This window comes from Bacillus marinisedimentorum (assembly GCF_001644195.2).
Classification (GTDB): Bacteria; Bacillota; Bacilli; order Bacillales; family Bacillaceae_O; genus Bacillus_BL; species Bacillus_BL marinisedimentorum.
Genome location: NZ_LWBL02000069.1, coordinates 19,151 through 35,987 on the forward strand (window position 1 = coordinate 19,151; position 16,837 = coordinate 35,987).

Annotated in this window: 15 protein-coding genes; 14 read left to right on the plus strand and 1 reads right to left on the minus strand. The window is 46.7% G+C overall.

All coding sequences use genetic code 11. The features are described from left to right. Positions 1-4: 4 nt before the first annotated feature. The 4 genes from A4U59_RS19485 to uvrC all read left to right on the plus strand — a co-directional run bounded on the left by A4U59_RS19485 (position 5) and on the right by uvrC (position 5,761). On the plus strand, positions 5-739 hold the full coding sequence (locus A4U59_RS19485) for a hypothetical protein (protein WP_070121745.1): 735 nt from the start codon (positions 5-7) through the stop codon (positions 737-739). A 33-nt stretch (positions 740-772) separates the two neighbouring features. Continuing rightward, positions 773-1,738 (plus strand): FTR1 family iron permease, encoded by a 966-nt coding sequence (locus A4U59_RS19490; RefSeq protein ID WP_070121746.1) that lies wholly within the window; start codon positions 773-775, stop codon positions 1,736-1,738. 712 nt (positions 1,739-2,450) lie between these two features. Further along, the gene (locus A4U59_RS19495; protein ID WP_070121747.1) at positions 2,451-3,962 is read left to right on the plus strand and encodes a hypothetical protein; all 1,512 of its coding nucleotides are present in this window, start codon (positions 2,451-2,453) and stop codon (positions 3,960-3,962) included. Further along, positions 3,959-5,761: an excinuclease ABC subunit UvrC gene (gene uvrC / locus A4U59_RS19500; RefSeq protein ID WP_070121748.1), complete on the plus strand. Its 1,803-nt coding sequence runs from the start codon at positions 3,959-3,961 to the stop codon at positions 5,759-5,761. Before A4U59_RS19495 ends, uvrC begins: the two co-directional genes overlap by 4 nt. Positions 5,762-5,840: 79 nt before the next feature. Here the strand turns inward: uvrC and A4U59_RS19505 are convergent, their stop codons facing one another. Next, positions 5,841-6,299 (minus strand): YslB family protein, encoded by a 459-nt coding sequence (locus A4U59_RS19505; protein ID WP_070121749.1) that lies wholly within the window; start codon positions 6,297-6,299, stop codon positions 5,841-5,843. A 431-nt stretch (positions 6,300-6,730) separates the two neighbouring features. Here A4U59_RS19505 and A4U59_RS19510 point away from each other — a divergent pair, with 431 nt between their 5' ends. From A4U59_RS19510 to ptsP, 10 genes are all read left to right on the plus strand, one after another. Then, positions 6,731-7,366 (plus strand): succinate dehydrogenase cytochrome b558 subunit, encoded by a 636-nt coding sequence (locus A4U59_RS19510; protein WP_070121750.1) that lies wholly within the window; start codon positions 6,731-6,733, stop codon positions 7,364-7,366. A 13-nt stretch (positions 7,367-7,379) separates the two neighbouring features. Further along, the gene (sdhA, locus tag A4U59_RS19515) at positions 7,380-9,140 is read left to right on the plus strand and encodes a succinate dehydrogenase flavoprotein subunit (protein ID WP_070121751.1); all 1,761 of its coding nucleotides are present in this window, start codon (positions 7,380-7,382) and stop codon (positions 9,138-9,140) included. Beyond that, positions 9,141-9,899, plus strand: coding sequence for a succinate dehydrogenase iron-sulfur subunit (gene sdhB, locus A4U59_RS19520; RefSeq protein ID WP_070121752.1), 759 nt, complete (start codon positions 9,141-9,143; stop codon positions 9,897-9,899). It begins immediately after the preceding gene. A 58-nt stretch (positions 9,900-9,957) separates the two neighbouring features. Then, a complete protein-coding gene (locus A4U59_RS19525; protein ID WP_211274969.1) occupies positions 9,958-10,473 on the plus strand; it encodes an acyl-CoA thioesterase in 516 nt (171 codons plus the stop codon). A gap of 5 nt (positions 10,474-10,478) precedes the next feature. After that, a complete protein-coding gene (locus A4U59_RS19530) occupies positions 10,479-10,667 on the plus strand; it encodes a hypothetical protein (protein WP_070121753.1) in 189 nt (62 codons plus the stop codon). A gap of 114 nt (positions 10,668-10,781) precedes the next feature. Beyond that, positions 10,782-11,006 carry a spore germination transcription factor GerE gene (gene gerE / locus A4U59_RS19535; RefSeq protein WP_070121754.1) on the plus strand — a complete coding sequence of 75 codons (225 nt, stop codon included), beginning with the start codon at positions 10,782-10,784 and terminating at the stop codon, positions 11,004-11,006. A 237-nt stretch (positions 11,007-11,243) separates the two neighbouring features. Then, positions 11,244-12,092: a glucose PTS transporter transcription antiterminator GlcT gene (glcT, locus tag A4U59_RS19540; protein WP_070121755.1), complete on the plus strand. Its 849-nt coding sequence runs from the start codon at positions 11,244-11,246 to the stop codon at positions 12,090-12,092. A gap of 307 nt (positions 12,093-12,399) precedes the next feature. Continuing rightward, the gene (gene ptsG / locus A4U59_RS19545; RefSeq protein ID WP_070121756.1) at positions 12,400-14,475 is read left to right on the plus strand and encodes a glucose-specific PTS transporter subunit IIBC; all 2,076 of its coding nucleotides are present in this window, start codon (positions 12,400-12,402) and stop codon (positions 14,473-14,475) included. 78 nt (positions 14,476-14,553) lie between these two features. Further along, on the plus strand, positions 14,554-14,820 hold the full coding sequence (locus tag A4U59_RS19550) for a phosphocarrier protein HPr (protein WP_070121757.1): 267 nt from the start codon (positions 14,554-14,556) through the stop codon (positions 14,818-14,820). Beyond that, positions 14,820-16,538, plus strand: coding sequence for a phosphoenolpyruvate--protein phosphotransferase (gene ptsP / locus A4U59_RS19555; RefSeq protein ID WP_070121758.1), 1,719 nt, complete (start codon positions 14,820-14,822; stop codon positions 16,536-16,538). Before A4U59_RS19550 ends, ptsP begins: the two co-directional genes overlap by 1 nt. The last annotated feature ends 299 nt before the right edge of the window (positions 16,539-16,837 follow it).

Sequence of the window (16,837 nt, forward strand, 5' to 3'; positions counted from 1 at the left end):
GCAGATGAAGAGCAGATTATTCGCAGTATTGATAATGATTCTCACACTTACCGCCAGCCCGCTGCAGGCACTCGCATACTCATACGGCGATCCGGGTGAGGAACCGCTTGCCGAAGCATACAAGGAACTTGAAAAATATGCGGAGCAAGGCGATTGGGATGAGGCAAGAAAAGTATATGAGAGCTACCAAAAAGAATTCGATTTGTATTTCACAAAAACGAAGCCCTTTATCGAACAGGCACTTGAAGAACAGAATAAAGAGCTGCTCCTCGAAAGTTACCAGGCTGCATTACGGTTAAACATTGAAAGGAGACTGCACTTCGCCCAGGATAATTTTGAAAACTATGGAGAAGCGAAGCTGCTCCTCGCCAAGGCGAGAGGCACCTTTAACGTCCTTGAACCGCTAGTTATCGAAAGAGAAGGCCAGGAGGCGGCAGATGCAGTTTATGAGCATTTTGACAATGCACTTTCAGCTCTAGGCAATCCGGGGTTATTCGGCATTGGAAATCAAGACAGTGATGAGGATGAATTCACAAGGGAGACGGAAGCGGTGTTAGAAACACTTGCACCGATTTTTCCGCTTCCTGTAGAAGATGATGATGAAAGTCATTTAACGGAAGAAAATCTTGATTTAAATGAAGAACAAGCTGGAAGTTCATCATTCTGGCTATGGTTCACAGTCGGCCTTGCAGTCGTATTCGTTGCAATCGTCCTGATAGGCCGGCGCAAGCGCAACTAAACATCCGAGATTAAGGTAAGGGGGAACTGCCGTATGGATTTCCAGGCATTTTTGATCACACTCCGTGAAGCACTTGAAGCCATTTTGATTGTAGGATTGATCCTTTCCTATTTGACCCGTTTGAATGCTGAAAAGTATCATAAATGGGTATATGCAGGCACCGCCATGGCATTGGTCAGCAGTTTTGTTATCGCACTTCTTTTCCAGGTTGTGTTCACTGGGTTTGCAAGCTTCGGGTCTGAAGTTTACCTGAAGGTGGGGATCATGTTTGCATCCGTGTTCCTTTTGACACACATGCTGTCCTGGATGAAAAAAGAGTCCAAAGATGTTAACGGAAGCATGCAGAAGAAAATTAACGCTGCGCTGACAGCCGGTAGTGTTACAACACTCGTTGTACATACTTATCTTGTTGTGCTGCGGGAAGGCGTTGAAACGGTCTTTTTCTTCGCAGCAATCAGCGGCGGAGATATCAATGAAGTCCTTACAAGCTACGGAGCGCTGAGCGGCCTGCTCCTTGCCGGTATGATCGGGTATTTGTTCTTCAGCGGTACGATGAAAATATCGCTTAAGGCGTTTTTCAACGTAACAGGCGTTCTGATTATGTTTATCGCTGCCGGCCTGTTTGTTCAAGGGATCGGCATCCTCCAGGACCTTGGAATCGCCGGTTCGCTAGTTGAGACAGCTGACGGAAAACCGGCTGAAATGTATAATCTCGTCGGTTTTATGCCTGAACATTATAATGATGAACTTCATTATCAGCGTGATACAGGCAATGACGTCATGATCAGCGGACAGGTCGGCTTGTTTTTCTCAGCGATGTTCGGATACAGCCATAATCCTTCGTTTGAACAGGTAGCAGGCTACTGGCTGTATTTCATCTTCGTGTTTGGCTGGTCGAGCCTGATTCACCGCCGGAAATCGGAAACAGTGCCCGCGAAGGCGGCCGTTTCAGAAAAAGAAGACAAAGAATTGAAAAAAGAGCGTGCGGTTAACGCATGATTTACGGTATCCCCCTTACCGGAAGGCCCGCCAGTATGCGGGTCTTTTTCATTGTTAAGGAAGTTATAAAATGTAAGCGCTGTGGATAAAAAGCCAGGAGGGAATCGGCCAGATCCAGGCGCCAGCGGCTATCGTCATAAGCGGTGATCCCCTCCGGGAGAAAAGAGCACCTCCCTGCGGGTACCCCCGCTTATGCGTGTGCCGCTAAGCAGGCGCCTTGCGCATTTGTTCTGCCGTTAAGTTAAAGGCTCTGTTCAACGCGGCTGTTGATACCCGCTGCAGATGCTCGCTGTCACCAGGAGCGCAAATGCGACCCGTTTGCCTTCGGTCGCATTTGCGATGTTTTTTCGAGCGGGTGGCGGGGGAGCCTCATCATAGCGCGTGCGTTCAAGAAGAATTTATCTGTCCCGCTGTTCCAGAAGGACATTGATTAAGCTCCTCGGATTTTCAGCGTATGAAGGAAATGCAGAGCGTTTTCGATAAAATCTCATACACCCGAACCGAACAGAGTGGAGGTGCGATTCGCGAGTCATCACACCTGTTGCACTGATTAGAGGAAAATAGCTTGCCCTTGAAATAACACCCTGGCATTGTGTAAAATCAACAACATTCTTAACATCGTCAAGTTAAAATAAAAGTATTAAAGCGGTTACCGGTCTATGGACGCAACTAGCCGGATGTTCTTTGCAGTTTTTTTGAAAGGTGCCTTTTTATGGGAAATGAGAAAACATACAACATATCCTATTTTCATATTGCAGCTGGTCTATTGTGGGGAGCCGTTATCTTTCATTCGGTTTTCCGTATCTTTTCTTTAAACAGGTATGCTGCCTCCTGGGATGCGGTCGATTTTGCGCTCGGTGTCATCCAGTTCGATTTGCTGCAAATGCAGCCTCATTTCCCGGGGTACCCATATTTCATATTGGGCGGGATGCTGTTGAATCCAGTCCTTGAAAATCCTGTTCTGGCGCTGGAAATATGGAATATCATCCTTGCGGCCAGTTCGTTTTATCCTATTTATCGTCTGGCGGCGGGAAGGCTGCCTGAAGGGAAGCGGCTCATAGCGGCTGTGCTGGTATACACGCTCAGTTATCCAGCGGTTTTAAGTGTTCAGCCCCTGTCCGATTCTGCTGCCCTTTCTGTTTTATGGTGGTTTTTATGGAGTCTGGAATTTTCGGGAAAATCCAACCGGTCTTTTCATTTATTGCTTCCGGCGTTCATTTTCAGCATTTTGATGGGGATCCGGCTCTCCTATTTGCCATTTGGGATCGGCCTTGTTCTTCTTTGGCGGCATAACTGGAAAAATGGGCAAAATCATCATAAAATGAAAAGACTGGTCTATCATGTAGCTGCAGCCCTGGTGTTCCAGCTGGTATGGGTCGGCGGATTAATCTTTAACGAGGGAAGTGTCCGGGCTTTTTTGGGAATGGCGGCTGGTTTTACAAGCGGCCATTTTTCAGACTGGGGCGGTGCTGCTACGGCAACAGGAGATGCACTGCCGGATAGGGCATGGCAGCTTATCGTCAATATCCTATGGAGCGGGATTGCCGGTGAATCGTTATATATGCTGATTGGAGTTATCTTACTTGTCCAGGTAAGCTTCTGGTCGTTCTTTAAGGAAAAACGAAGCGGGCAGGATTCTGTGATCCCTTACCTCCATGCCATTTTATTCGGGAGCTATTTTATATGGGCACTATTTGCGCAGAATGTCGACAAGCCTCGCCATGCCGCCCCGCTTGCGATTTTAACGGCGTTTCACCTTTTTATTGTTTTGTTAAAGGGAAGGACCCGTTTTCCGGTTTTGGCTGCCGCCCTTTTTCTCTCTTTGCAGTTATGGACAGGCAGTCATATCCTGGAACGGCTTGCCGGTGAAGTTCCCGCTACTTATCAGCTTGCATCATATTTGGATGAAGTGGAGGAGCCTTTCATTGTTTATACATGGGAAGAAAAACGGGTAATGGATTATACTGGAGTCAGATATCCTTATAAACGAACCTTGACTTATGATTATTTTGAAATGGAAGTGAGCCGGCTGGACGGAAGGAGAATCTTTTTGACCGGCCATGTTGCTGAAGGGTTCAGGCAGCAGGGCGCGGATGTCGATTCCCATTTGAAAAAGGTGGAAACGTTCAATTCGTCTTCGCTTGTATTGCCGGTTTATCATAAAATTACGCTATATGAGTGGCAAAGTTCATCTGAGAATATGAGCGGAGGTGTCACACAATGAATCAGCTCGTAAAGGAAAAACTGACAGTCCTGCCTGAACAGCCCGGCTGTTACTTGATGAAGGACCGGCAGGGGACTGTCATTTATGTTGGAAAAGCGAAGGTGCTGAAAAACAGGGTGAGATCCTATTTCAGCGGATCTCATGATGCGAAAACCCAGCGCCTTGTCAGTGAAATAGAAGACTTTGAGTACATTGTGACTTCATCTAATATAGAAGCATTGATTCTTGAGATGAATCTGATTAAAAAATATGATCCGAAATACAACGTCTTGATGAAAGACGATAAAAGCTACCCTTATTTGAAAGTGACGGCGGAAGACCAGCCGCGTCTGCTGATCACAAGAAGAGTTCAGAAAGATAAAGGAAAATATTTCGGTCCATATCCGAATGCGCAGGCGGCAAATGAAACGAAAAAACTGCTCGACCGCCTTTATCCTCTTCGGAAGTGCAATAACCTCCCGGACAGGGTTTGCCTTTATTATCACATGGGGCAGTGCCTGGCACCATGTGTCAATGATGTTTCCGCAGAGGAAAACAAACAGATCGTCGATGACATTGTCCGGTTTTTGAACGGCGGTTATAAAGAGATAAAAAAAGAGCTGACAGAAAAAATGCAATCGGCTTCAGAGTCCCTTGATTTTGAAAGGGCGATGGAACTCAGAGACCAGATCAGCCATATTGAAGCGGTCATGGAAAAACAAAAAATGATGCTCAATGACCTTGTGGACAGGGATATATTCGGATACAGCTATGACAAAGGGTGGATGTGCGTCCAGGTGTTCTTCGTGCGCCAGGGCAAGCTGATTGAACGTGATGTGTCCATATTCCCCATATACAATGAGCCGGAAGAGGACTTCTTGACTTATCTTGGCCAATTTTATCTCCAGCGCAACCATATAAAGCCTAAAGAAATATATCTGCCGCCGCGCGTTGATGCCGAAATGGCGGAAAAATTGCTGGAAGTGCCAGTCCGCCAGCCGCAGCGCGGAAAGAAAAAAGAACTGGTCAATCTCGCCGAAAAGAATGCCCAAATCGCACTTCAAGAAAAGTTCGCACTTATTGAACGTGATGAAGAGCGGACGATCAAAGCGGTGGAAAATCTAGGCGAAGCGCTCGGCATTCAGGTTCCGCATAAAATTGAAGCGTTTGACAATTCAAATATCCAGGGGACAAATCCGGTCTCTGCTATGGTCGTTTTCACCGACGGCAAGCCGGATAAAAAAGAATATCGGAAATATAACATCAAAACGGTGGAAGGACCTGACGATTATGCATCAATGCGGGAAGTGGTCCGGCGACGGTATTCCCGTCTCTTAAAGGAAAACCAGCCTCTGCCTGATTTGATTCTGATTGACGGCGGGCGCGGACAGGTGGGGGGCGTACAGGATGTGCTTGAAAACGAACTGGGGCTCGACTTGCCTGTATGCGGGCTTGTGAAGGATGAAAAGCACCGGACATCCCGGCTCCTTAGCGGTAATCCGCCGGCATTCATAGACTTGCCGAGAAACAGCCAGGAATTTTACCTGCTGCAGCGCATCCAGGATGAGGTCCACCGGTTTGCCATTACGTTTCACCGCCAGCAGCGCGGCAAAACGGCATTTAAATCGGTGCTTGATGATATTCCGGGGGTCGGGGAAAGAAGAAAGCGGACATTGATGAAGCATTTCAGGTCGATCGATAAAATTAAAGAAGCGACCATTGAAGATCTGCAAAAACTCAACATCCCCCAAAATACAGCCGTGGCAATTAAAGAGCACCTTCAGCAAGGCAGTTCCAGGGAGAAAAATACGGATTCATAGATAAAACCCTTCCGATGTGGAAGGGTTTCGCTTTTTTTGAGACACTATACTCATTAAGCATGATGTTCAGTTAATGCGGTCATTGACCGTCAACGGGGTCTTTTTTATCCCATTGTACAGTGATCAGCACTTCATGTGACCGTTTTTTCTTTTGTTCGATGGCTTCTGCCCTGACAGAGAGACGCCGCTGGATTTGCTCGGCCAGGAAGCCGGCTTCCAGGTTGCAGGAGAAGTCACTGTATAATTCAAAACGGGTGCTGATTACACTCCCCTTAAGTGAAAAGGTCATCTCCTGGCTTTTCTGCTGGAGAATATCAAGATCTCCCCATCCCGCCTCGGCGAAAAATGCCTGAAATTCTTCCGTGGATGATAATGGGTATTTGCGTGCTATGTTTTTTCCAGACCAATAGAGTATAGAAGAGTATTCTTTTCCAAGCATATCTTTAAGCAAATCGTTGCGGAGCAGCTCAACACCGAACGCAGAAACCTGCGGCAGGTCTCCAGCTGCTTCCATAAGTGATGTTTTTGTGCTTTTCATATAATCCAACTCCTTCTTCTCTTCTATTATTCAATGAACGCTGGAAGGAAGCAATGGTTTCTTTCGAAAATATCTATTTCACAAAACCAATGTATGGAAAGCCGTCTTTTTTTCAGATCGTGAGAATTTATCGTGCGTCTTGCTGAACTGGTGCTGCATTCAGATTGACCTGCATCCTTTAAAGCGTTAATCTTTTACATAAATTAGATTTTTCCAATAGTTTATGTACGCGTTTTCTTGACGCTTATTTCCGATGGGAGTACAATTAAACATGTTATATATGTCAATGAATCGACAAAATTCATTGGCAGCTCTTATCACGTTGATGAATGGCGGCAAGGGGGTATCCAATGGCCATGATCCATTGCATTGAAGCAAAGTCGCAGTACACATGGAAAAATTGGACCGAAATCTAAAGGGGGGTCAAAGAAATGGCAGAAAAGACAGACAGAGAGTTTTTTTACCGCAGGCTTCATTCATTACTTGGTGTAATACCGGTCGGCCTGTTTCTGGTTGAGCACTTATTCACCAACTATTTTGCGGTAAGCGGTGCAACAGCTTATAATGATGCGGTAAAGTTTCTGGAAGAGCTGCAATTCCGTTATTTCCTGGAAATTTTCTTTATTTTCATTCCGCTTTTATATCATGCGGTGTATGGGCTATACATTGCTTTCCAGGCTAAAAATAATGTCAGCCGATACGGTTATTTCAGGAACTGGATGTTTATGCTCCAGCGTGTGACTGGTATCATCACACTCATTTATATTACATGGCATGTGTGGGAAACCCGGGTACAGGCTGCTTTCGGAGCGGAAGTCAATTTCAACATGATGGTGAAAATTCTTGATAATCCATTTATGTTTGCCTTTTATATAATCGGCATACTGTCTGCTGTTTTCCATTTTGCAAACGGCCTCTGGTCTTTTGCGGTAACATGGGGAATTACACAGAGCCCGCGTTCTCAGCAGATCACTACATATGTCACCATGGTCATTTTTGTCCTTGTTTCCTACATGGGCATAAGGGCATTGTTTGCATTCATTGATCCAACATTAGCGAATATGTAAGGAGTGAGACTGGATGAGTAATGGGAAACTAGTTATTGTCGGCGGCGGCCTTGCCGGGCTTATGGCGACAGTTAAAGCAGCAGAAGCCGGAGTAAAGGTTGACCTTTTATCGATCGTGCCCGTGAAACGCTCTCACTCAGTTTGTGCACAGGGTGGAATTAACGGAGCAGTAAATACAAAAGGTGAAGGCGACTCCCCATGGGAGCACTTTGACGATACAGTATACGGCGGCGACTTTTTGGCTAACCAGCCGCCGGTAAAAGCGATGACAGAGGCGGCGCCGGGCATCATTCACTTGATGGACCGGATGGGTGTCATGTTCAACAGGACACCGGAAGGCTTGCTGGATTTCCGCCGTTTCGGGGGCACCCAGCACCACCGTACCGCATTTGCCGGAGCTACCACCGGCCAGCAGCTGCTGTATGCACTTGATGAACAGGTCCGCCGCCATGAAGTGGCCGGCCTTGTGACAAAGTATGAATATTGGGAATTCCTGAGGGCGATCATTGACGATGAGGGCCGTTCCCGGGGTGTTGTAGCCCAGAATATGAAAACATCCGAAATGAAAGCATTTCCAGCCGATGCTGTCATCCTCGCGACAGGAGGACCCGGCATCATTTTTGGCAAATCGACCAACTCGGTTATCAATACAGGTTCAGCGGCAGCTTCCGTCTACCAGCAGGGAGCGAAATATGCCAACGGAGAATTCATTCAAATTCACCCTACTGCAATACCGGGTGATGACAAGCTTCGCCTGATGAGTGAATCTGCCCGCGGAGAAGGCGGCCGGGTTTGGACGTATAAAGACGGCAAGCCTTGGTATTTCCTGGAAGAAAAGTACCCTGCTTACGGAAACCTTGTTCCGCGTGATATCGCGACACGTGAAATATTTGATGTCTGCGTGCGCCAGAAGCTCGGCATCAATGGCGAGAATATGGTTTATCTTGATCTTTCACATAAGGATCCTCGTGAACTTGATATCAAGCTTGGCGGTATTATCGAGATTTATGAAAAGTTCATGGGTGACGATCCTCGGAAAGTCCCAATGAAAATTTTCCCTGCGGTCCATTATTCAATGGGCGGCCTGTGGGTCGATTACAATCAGCAGACGAACATTCCGGGGCTGTTTGCTGCCGGTGAAGTGGATTATTCACAGCACGGGGCAAACCGCCTTGGGGCGAACTCACTTCTCTCTTCCATCTTCGGAGGAATGGTGGCAGGCCCGAATGCAGTGGAGTATATGAATGGCCTGGACAAGTCAGCTGATGATATGCCTTCTTCCCTGTTTGAAAGCCACGTACGGGAAGAACAAGCTGAAACTGAAAAAATCCTTTCGATGGACGGCACTGAAAATGCGTATAAAATCCACCGTGAGCTCGGCGAGTGGATGACAGCAAATGTAACCGTCGTCCGCCACAACGATAAACTGAAAGAAACCGATGATAAGATTCAAGAACTGATTGAACGCTATGAAAAAATCAACATCAATGACACAAGCAAATGGAGCAACCAGGGGCCGTTTTTCACACGCCAGCTGAAAAATATGCTTAACCTGGCGAGGGTTATCACGATTGGCGCATACAACCGTAATGAAAGCCGCGGAGCCCACTATAAGCCGGACTTCCCGGATCGTAACGATGAAGAATGGCTGAAGACGACAATTGCATCCTTCAACAAAGAAACAGGCAATCCTGATTTCACCTATGAAGAGGTTGATACATCCCTTATCAAACCTCGTAAACGCGACTACACAAAGAAAAAGGGGGGGAAATAAATGAGTGACAACAAAGTGATTCGTTTTATCATCACACGCCAGGATGAACCCGAGTCCAGCTCATACGAAGAGGAATTTGAAGTTCCATACCGCCCGAACATGAACGTGATTTCAGCATTGATGGAAATACAGCGTAACCCGGTGAATGCAAAGGGTGAAGATACAACCCCGATCCAGTGGGAAATGAACTGCCTTGAGGAAGTTTGCGGAGCCTGCTCTATGGTCATCAACGGGAAGCCGCGTCAGTCCTGCACAGCACTCGTTGACCAGCTTGAACAGCCGATCAAGCTTGAGCCGATGGCGACATTCCCTGTCGTACGCGATCTTGTGGTAGACAGGAGCCAAATGTTTGAATCACTCAAAAGAGCAAAAGCCTGGATTCCAATTGATGGAACTTATGATCTTGGGCCTGGTCCGCGGATGCCTGAAAGGAAGCGCCAGTGGGCCTATGAGTTGTCCAAATGCATGACATGCGGGGTTTGCCTTGAGGCCTGCCCGAACGTAAACAGTCATTCTGACTTCATCGGTCCGGCACCGTTGTCACAAGTGCGCTTGTTTAATGCTCATCCGACCGGGGCGATGAACAGTGATGAACGCCTTGAAGCAATCATGGGGGACGGCGGGCTCACCAATTGCGGGAATTCGCAGAACTGTGTGGAGTCCTGCCCTAAAGGCATTCCATTGACAACTTCAATCGCAGCGTTGAACAGGTCAACCACCATGCAGTCTTTCCGCAACTTCTTTGGCAGTGATAAATAAATGATGCCAGGGCCTCTTCCGTGTGAAGGGGCCTTTTTATACAGATGCTGCCTTATAGATGAGACCGATTTACAGTTATGAATGGAGTGAAGCCACTGTGGGAAGACAGTCATATATTGAAAATATAAAAGAATGGGAAAGCGGATTTGATTTCCATGTCCCGATTACCGTCCGTTTTTACGAGACAGATATGTTTGGCCATTTGAATAACCGGGAGCCTTTTTCTTACTTTGAAACGGCACGAATTGAGTTCTTTAAATCGCTCGGGCTGATGCGGAATTGGGCATCGCCTCACCATGAAAATATTCCTGTTGTCGCCGATCTGCAATGCGATTTCCTTTCACAAGTGTTTTTCGATGAGGAATTGCGTATTTTTGTGAAAATAAATGAAGTCGGCAACTCTTCAATCGATCTTCACTATATGGGTAAGAACAGCAGCGGCACGTCTGTTTTCACCGGCAGGGGCAGGATTGTCCAGATTTCCAGCAAAACCGGAAAACCGGCAGCCTGGAGTGAAACCGATCGAGCAAACCTCCTGGCGAGTATGAATGAGTATGCGAACAGCCCGGGGTGACGGCCATGCAAGAAATTAAGTACTATAACGACCTCGTTATCCAGTTTGAGGAGGCTTTGGCGCGCGATTTGACAGAGGAGGAACGGTTATTCCTGTATCAAATTGCCCGGGCACACCACTCGGTTCCCGGCATATCCAAATGGGATAATTCCGGAAAATGGGACCGCCTTCACTCTTTTCTTCTCACCCGCTGATGGAATATCAGCGGAGGACATGTCACGGCTCCGGATTTTTGTCATATGATATGTTGACTAATGCTATTCCCTTCCGATATTCGGCCCTTTTCCTGGCAAGGAGGGATACGTCGCTTGAAGGACAAAGAATACCAACATAAGCCGTTATTGACGAAAAGAGAAAGAGAAGTATTTGAATTGCTCGTTCAGGACAAAACAACAAAGGAAATAGCAGCGGAACTATTCATCAGCGAAAAAACGGTAAGAAACCACATTTCCAATGCTATGCAGAAGCTTGGTGTGAAAGGGCGGTCCCAGGCAGTGGTCGAACTGCTGCGCATGGGGGAATTGGAGCTGTAGGTGAGCTCTGATAAGCTTCATCTGTATATGCGAAAAGCCGGCCCTTCCGCCGGCTTTTCGCCTGTTAATAGAGAACGGTAGCCTATATGCCGAAGCTGTATTCCCGTGTTGTCCCCATCTGCAGACAATAAGGAACTTTTTGCCTTGTTGCGGGTGATTGACTTAACTTCAACTTTTTCGATATGATGTAACTTGCCCGGATAAACTTATTGGTTAGTATAGAAGGGAAGAGTTAGGATGGCTGAGATTTACACTGTTAAAAAAGTATTGAACAATAATGTCTTAATTGCCAGCCATGCTTCTGATCCTGAAGTCGTTCTTATCGGGAAAGGGATAGGGTTTGGAAAAAAAAACGGCGAAACGATCCAGACGGATTCAGTCGAGAAGATTTTCACACTTGCAAACGAAAATGAGCAGGAGCAATATAAACAGCTGCTGTTTTCAGTGGATGAAAAATTTATTGGAATCATGCATGATGTGATCAGTTACATAGAAGAGCAGTTTGAAACAGAAGTGAATGAACATATTCATATCGCACTCACCGATCACATTGCATTCGCAATAAAGCGAATTCAACAGGGCATGGACCTTCGCAACCCATTCTTGATTGAAACACAGACGCTTTATCCAAAGGAATACAAAGTGGCCGAAGATATCATTGAAAAAATTAATAAAAACTATTATGTCGAGCTTCCGGAAGGGGAGGTAGGATTTGTTGCTCTCCATATCCACAGTGCCCTTACCGACCGTCAGCTTTCCGAAATTAACCAGCATTCCCGGCTTATTACCAGCCTTGTTAAGATGATAGAAGATCAGCTTGGTATCCGTATAGAGCGCAATAGTGTCGATTATTTGCGCCTCGTCCGCCATATGCGGCACACGATCGACAGGGTCATCGACGGGGAAAAAGTCCAGGAGCCTGAAAAACTGGCGCAACTGTTGAAACATGAATACCCGCTATGTTACAATGTTTCCTGGAAATTGATAAAAGTTATGCAGCGATCGTTGAACAAGCCTGTGTTTGAAGCGGAGGCTGTCTACTTGACGATGCATTTGCAAAGGCTTTCCAACAAAGAATCTAAATAAAGAAATTCTTTTCTTTGCGTGTTACTGATTCGATCAGGCATGAGTAAAGAAAGGCACTAACGTCTATCTTAAAGGGGAGTGGTGTAACCTCCCCAATGAATGGACGTATGTCTTTTTTTGCTCATGCCTTTTTTGTTGTAGTCTTTCGATATAAGCGCTGCCAAAATCGCTTCTTTCCTGACTTGCAAACGCGGCAGTTCTTAGCGGAGCATTCCCGTTCTTCCCTTGCAGCGAAAGGCACACGGTTTTGACTCCCATCCATCGCCCAAAGTCCAAAATTTTGAAAAAATGAAAGAGGAGGAATAATATGTTTAAAAAAATGTTTGGCGTCCTTCAGCAAATCGGTAAAGCATTAATGCTTCCGGTAGCCATTTTGCCGGCCGCAGGTTTGCTCCTTGCGTTCGGTAATGCATTCCAGAACCCGGCCTTGCTCGAACGAATTCCGGCCCTGGGTTCAGACGGCTTTCAGCTCGTTGCTTCCGTAATGGAACAGGCGGGCGGGATTGTGTTTTCAAATCTTGCACTGCTCTTTGCAGTAGGTGTGGCCGTAGGCCTGGCAGGCGGTGACGGGGTTGCCGGACTTGCGGCAATTATCGGTTACTTGATTATGAATATAACTATGGGGATCATTGAAGGTGTTACGCCTGAATTGATTGCCGATAATCAGGCGTATGCCAACGTCCTTGGCATCCCTACATTGCAAACCGGGGTTTTCGGCGGGATTATTGTCGGTATACTAGGTGCCTATCTTTACCGTAAATTTTATAATATCGAACTGCCTCCATACCTCGGCTTCTTTGCAGGTAAGCGGTTCGTTCCGATTGTAACGGCGGTTTCCGCATTGGTGCTCGGAATCATAATGGTATTTATCTGGCCGCCGATCCAAAATGGCTTGAACGCCTTTTCATACTTCATGGTGGATCAGAACAGAACATTGGCTGCATTCATTTTCGGAGTGATTGAACGTTCCCTTATTCCATTTGGCCTCCATCACATTTTCTACGCTCCATTCTGGTTTGAATTCGGCCAATATGTGAATGATGCCGGCGAAGTGATCCGGGGGGACCAGAAAATCTTTTTTGAGCAGATCAAAGACGGTGCTGAATTGACCGCCGGGACCTTCATGACAGGTAAATTCCCATTCATGATGTTCGGCCTTCCGGCGGCGGCACTTGCGATGTATCATGAAGCGCGTCCGGAAAGCAAAAAAGTCGTCGCCGGCATCATGGGCTCTGCGGCTTTGACTTCCTTTCTGACAGGAATTACGGAACCGATTGAGTTTACCTTTCTTTTTGTTGCACCGGTGCTCTTCGGAATCCATGCTATTTTTGCCGGACTTTCCTTTATGACAATGCATATCTTGAATGTTAAAATTGGCATGACCTTTTCGGGTGGTGTGATTGACTATATCCTGTTCGGCGTCTTGCCCAACCGGACCGACTGGTGGCTTGTCATTCCGGTTGGACTCGTTTTTGCGGTCATTTACTACTTCGGCTTCCGTTTTGCAATCCGCAAATTCAATCTTAAGACACCAGGCCGTGAAGATGAAACAGAAGATGAAGGGCCGGCAGATGAAGTTGAAGAACTGCCTTACAACGTGCTCGAGGCACTTGGCGGGAAGGAAAACATCAAGCACCTGGATGCATGTATCACAAGGCTCCGCGTGCAGGTGTTTGAAATCGAAAAAGTTAAAAAAGAGCGGCTTAAAAAGCTTGGGGCATCAGGTGTGATGGAAGTCGGAAACAATATTCAGGCCATTTTCGGAACAAAATCCGATATTTTAAAAGGGCAGATCCAGGATATCATTTCCGGCAAAACACCGCTTCCGGCCGAAAAAATGGCGCAGAGCGGCCCTGAAGAAAAAACAGCGCAGGCCATTCCGACTCCGGCGGGTGCCGAAAACATGCCGATCTCAGGAGATGGAACTGATATCGTTGCTCCGTTAAGCGGTAAATTGCTTCCGCTCACTGAAGTGCCGGATCAAGTGTTTTCAGAAAAAATGATGGGTGACGGGTTTGCAGTCGATCCGTCTGACGGAGAAGTCGTATCACCGGTTGACGGTAAAATCATCAATGTTTTCCCGACGAAGCACGCGATCGGCATCGTAGCAAATAATGGACAAGAAATATTGATTCACTTTGGAATCGATACGGTTAAACTGAAAGGCGAAGGTTTTGATGTCCGTGTTGAACAGGGTGAAGAGGTTAAACAGGGACAGACCCTGATGAAGGCGAATCTTGATTATCTTAAGAAAAATGCACCGTCTGTCATCACACCGATTGTGTTTACAAACCTCCAGGAAGGTGAAAGTATTACACTAGATGAAGAGAAGACGGAAGTGAAGCGCGGAGATGAAAACATTATTTCCATTAACAGGGGATAAGAGGGTGCAGGAGGGCAAATTAACAATATTCCGCGCTCCTGCAATCCTATAATAAATGCAGATAGGAGAATGATTAAAATGGCAGAAAAAACATTTACGATTACTGATGAAACTGGGATTCACGCACGCCCGGCCACTGCTCTGGTCAATGAGGCATCAAAGTACCAGTCTGATGTCAAGCTTGCTTTCAATGGAAAAGAAGTGAACCTCAAATCCATCATGGGTGTCATGTCACTAGGTATCCAGCAAGGTTCTGAAGTGACCGTAACTGCTGACGGCGAAGATGCGGATGCAGCTCTTAGCGGAGTGGCTGATGTAATGAAGAAAGAAGGCCTCGGAGAATAATGGATAAAAAAATCACCGGGATTGCCGCTTCAAGCGGTATTGCAATAGCACGTGCATTCAGACTGGAAAATCCGGAAATCAAAATTGAAAAGAAGCCAATCGCTTCCCCTGAGGAAGAAGTGAAAAGGTTCATGGATGCTCTGGACGTATCCAAACAAGAACTCGAACAAATCAAAACACATGCTGAAAAAGAGCTGGGCAAAGATAAAGCGGACATTTTTGCAGCCCACTTGCTTGTGTTGAGTGATCCCGAAATGATTGATCCTGTTAAAGACAAAATTGAAAATGAAAAGGTGAATGCGGAGCTCGCCCTTGATGAAGTGGCCTCCATGTTCATTACGATGTTCGAACAGATGGATAACGAGTATATGAAAGAACGTGCAGCGGATATCCGTGATGTGACAAAACGTGTGCAGTCTCATTTGCTAGGTCTGGAAATCTCCAACCCAAGCATGATTTCGGAGGAAGTCATTGTGGTGGCTGAAGATTTGACGCCTTCTGATACGGCGCAATTAAACCGTCAGTATGTCAAAGGATTTACGACCGATATCGGCGGACGGACATCCCATTCGGCCATAATGGCACGTTCAATGGAAATACCTGCAGTAGTTGGAACGAAGACAGCTACAGCTGATATTGAAAAGGATGTCCTCGTTATATTGGACGGACTTGATGGAGATGTCATCATTAATCCTGATGAAGAAACGCTGAAAAACTATGAACAGAAACAGGCTGACTTTGCGGCACAGAAAGAAGAATGGGCCAAGCTTAAGGATCAGTCTTCTGTCACAAAAGACGGCCGCCAGGTCGAGCTTGCCGCAAACATCGGCACGCCGAAAGACGTTCAGGGTGTACTGAACAACGGCGGGGAAGGGATCGGCCTTTATCGGACCGAGTTCATCTATATGGGCCGAAGCGAGCTTCCGACCGAAGAAGAGCAGTTCGATGCATATAAAACGGTTGTCGAGAAAATGGAAGGCAAGCCGGTAGTCATCCGCACGCTTGATATCGGCGGCGACAAAGAACTTCCTTATCTTGATCTGCCGAAGGAACTGAATCCGTTCCTCGGCTACAGGGCAATCCGCCTATGCCTAGATGAGCAGGAAATCTTCCGCACTCAGCTGCGGGCGCTGCTCCGGGCAAGCGCATATGGGAACCTCAAAATCATGTTTCCGATGATTGCCACTCTTGATGAGTTCCGGGAAGCGAAACAAATCCTTCTTGAAGAAAAAGACAAGCTTGCGGCGGAGGGAGTCAACGTTTCAGACAGCATCGAAGTCGGAATGATGGTTGAAATCCCGGCATCTGCTGTGCTGGCCGACCAGTTTGCCAAAGAAGTCGATTTTTTCAGCATCGGAACGAATGACCTGATTCAATATACGATGGCTGCAGATCGGATGAATGAACAGGTTTCATACCTGTACCAGCCTTATAACCCGTCCATTCTTCGCCTCGTCAAGATGGTGATCGATGCCGCCCATAAGGAAGGCAAGTGGGCAGGAATGTGCGGAGAAATGGCCGGTGACACTCTGGCAATCCCTCTTTTGCTGGGCATGGGGCTTGATGAATTCAGCATGAGTGCAACGTCTATTTTGCCGGCACGGACCCAAATCAGTAAAATGACAAAGAAGGAAGCGGAAGAGCTTGCCGAGAAAGCCCTCGGAATGAGCACAGCAAGTGAAGTAGTCGAACTCGTCCAAAAAGCGTTTGATTTATAAAAATCTGCCAGCTTCCAGAAGAAAGCGGCATGCAGTGAGCAGATCAGATGACATGCAGAATCAACAGAAACTGCATATGGAATCGGGTATGAAGTCATAAAGATTTTATGCCCGATTTTTTTGTTGTCATCACGATGGGCAGAACCATGAAATTCAACGAAATTTAAGGGTGGGATTGTGCATGAAGGATAGCAGAGACATTCCTTTTAACATGAGTACGTTGATTTCCGCTGCGGCCAGGGAACATCCTCAGCTTAGTGCCTATAACTTACTGAGGGATCTATGTATAGGCACGGTAT

Coding starts and splice junctions, on each gene's coding strand:
- A4U59_RS19485 (WP_070121745.1), top strand. CDS start 5: ATGAAGAGCAGATTATTCGCAGTATTGATAATGATTCTCACACTTACC.
- A4U59_RS19490 (WP_070121746.1), top strand. CDS start 773: ATGGATTTCCAGGCATTTTTGATCACACTCCGTGAAGCACTTGAAGCC.
- A4U59_RS19495 (WP_070121747.1), top strand. CDS start 2,451: ATGGGAAATGAGAAAACATACAACATATCCTATTTTCATATTGCAGCT.
- uvrC (WP_070121748.1), top strand. CDS start 3,959: ATGAATCAGCTCGTAAAGGAAAAACTGACAGTCCTGCCTGAACAGCCC.
- A4U59_RS19505 (WP_070121749.1), bottom strand. CDS start 6,299: ATGAAAAGCACAAAAACATCACTTATGGAAGCAGCTGGAGACCTGCCG.
- A4U59_RS19510 (WP_070121750.1), top strand. CDS start 6,731: ATGGCAGAAAAGACAGACAGAGAGTTTTTTTACCGCAGGCTTCATTCA.
- sdhA (WP_070121751.1), top strand. CDS start 7,380: ATGAGTAATGGGAAACTAGTTATTGTCGGCGGCGGCCTTGCCGGGCTT.
- sdhB (WP_070121752.1), top strand. CDS start 9,141: ATGAGTGACAACAAAGTGATTCGTTTTATCATCACACGCCAGGATGAA.
- A4U59_RS19525 (WP_211274969.1), top strand. CDS start 9,958: ATGAGACCGATTTACAGTTATGAATGGAGTGAAGCCACTGTGGGAAGA.
- A4U59_RS19530 (WP_070121753.1), top strand. CDS start 10,479: ATGCAAGAAATTAAGTACTATAACGACCTCGTTATCCAGTTTGAGGAG.
- glcT (WP_070121755.1), top strand. CDS start 11,244: ATGGCTGAGATTTACACTGTTAAAAAAGTATTGAACAATAATGTCTTA.
- ptsG (WP_070121756.1), top strand. CDS start 12,400: ATGTTTAAAAAAATGTTTGGCGTCCTTCAGCAAATCGGTAAAGCATTA.
- A4U59_RS19550 (WP_070121757.1), top strand. CDS start 14,554: ATGGCAGAAAAAACATTTACGATTACTGATGAAACTGGGATTCACGCA.
- ptsP (WP_070121758.1), top strand. CDS start 14,820: ATGGATAAAAAAATCACCGGGATTGCCGCTTCAAGCGGTATTGCAATA.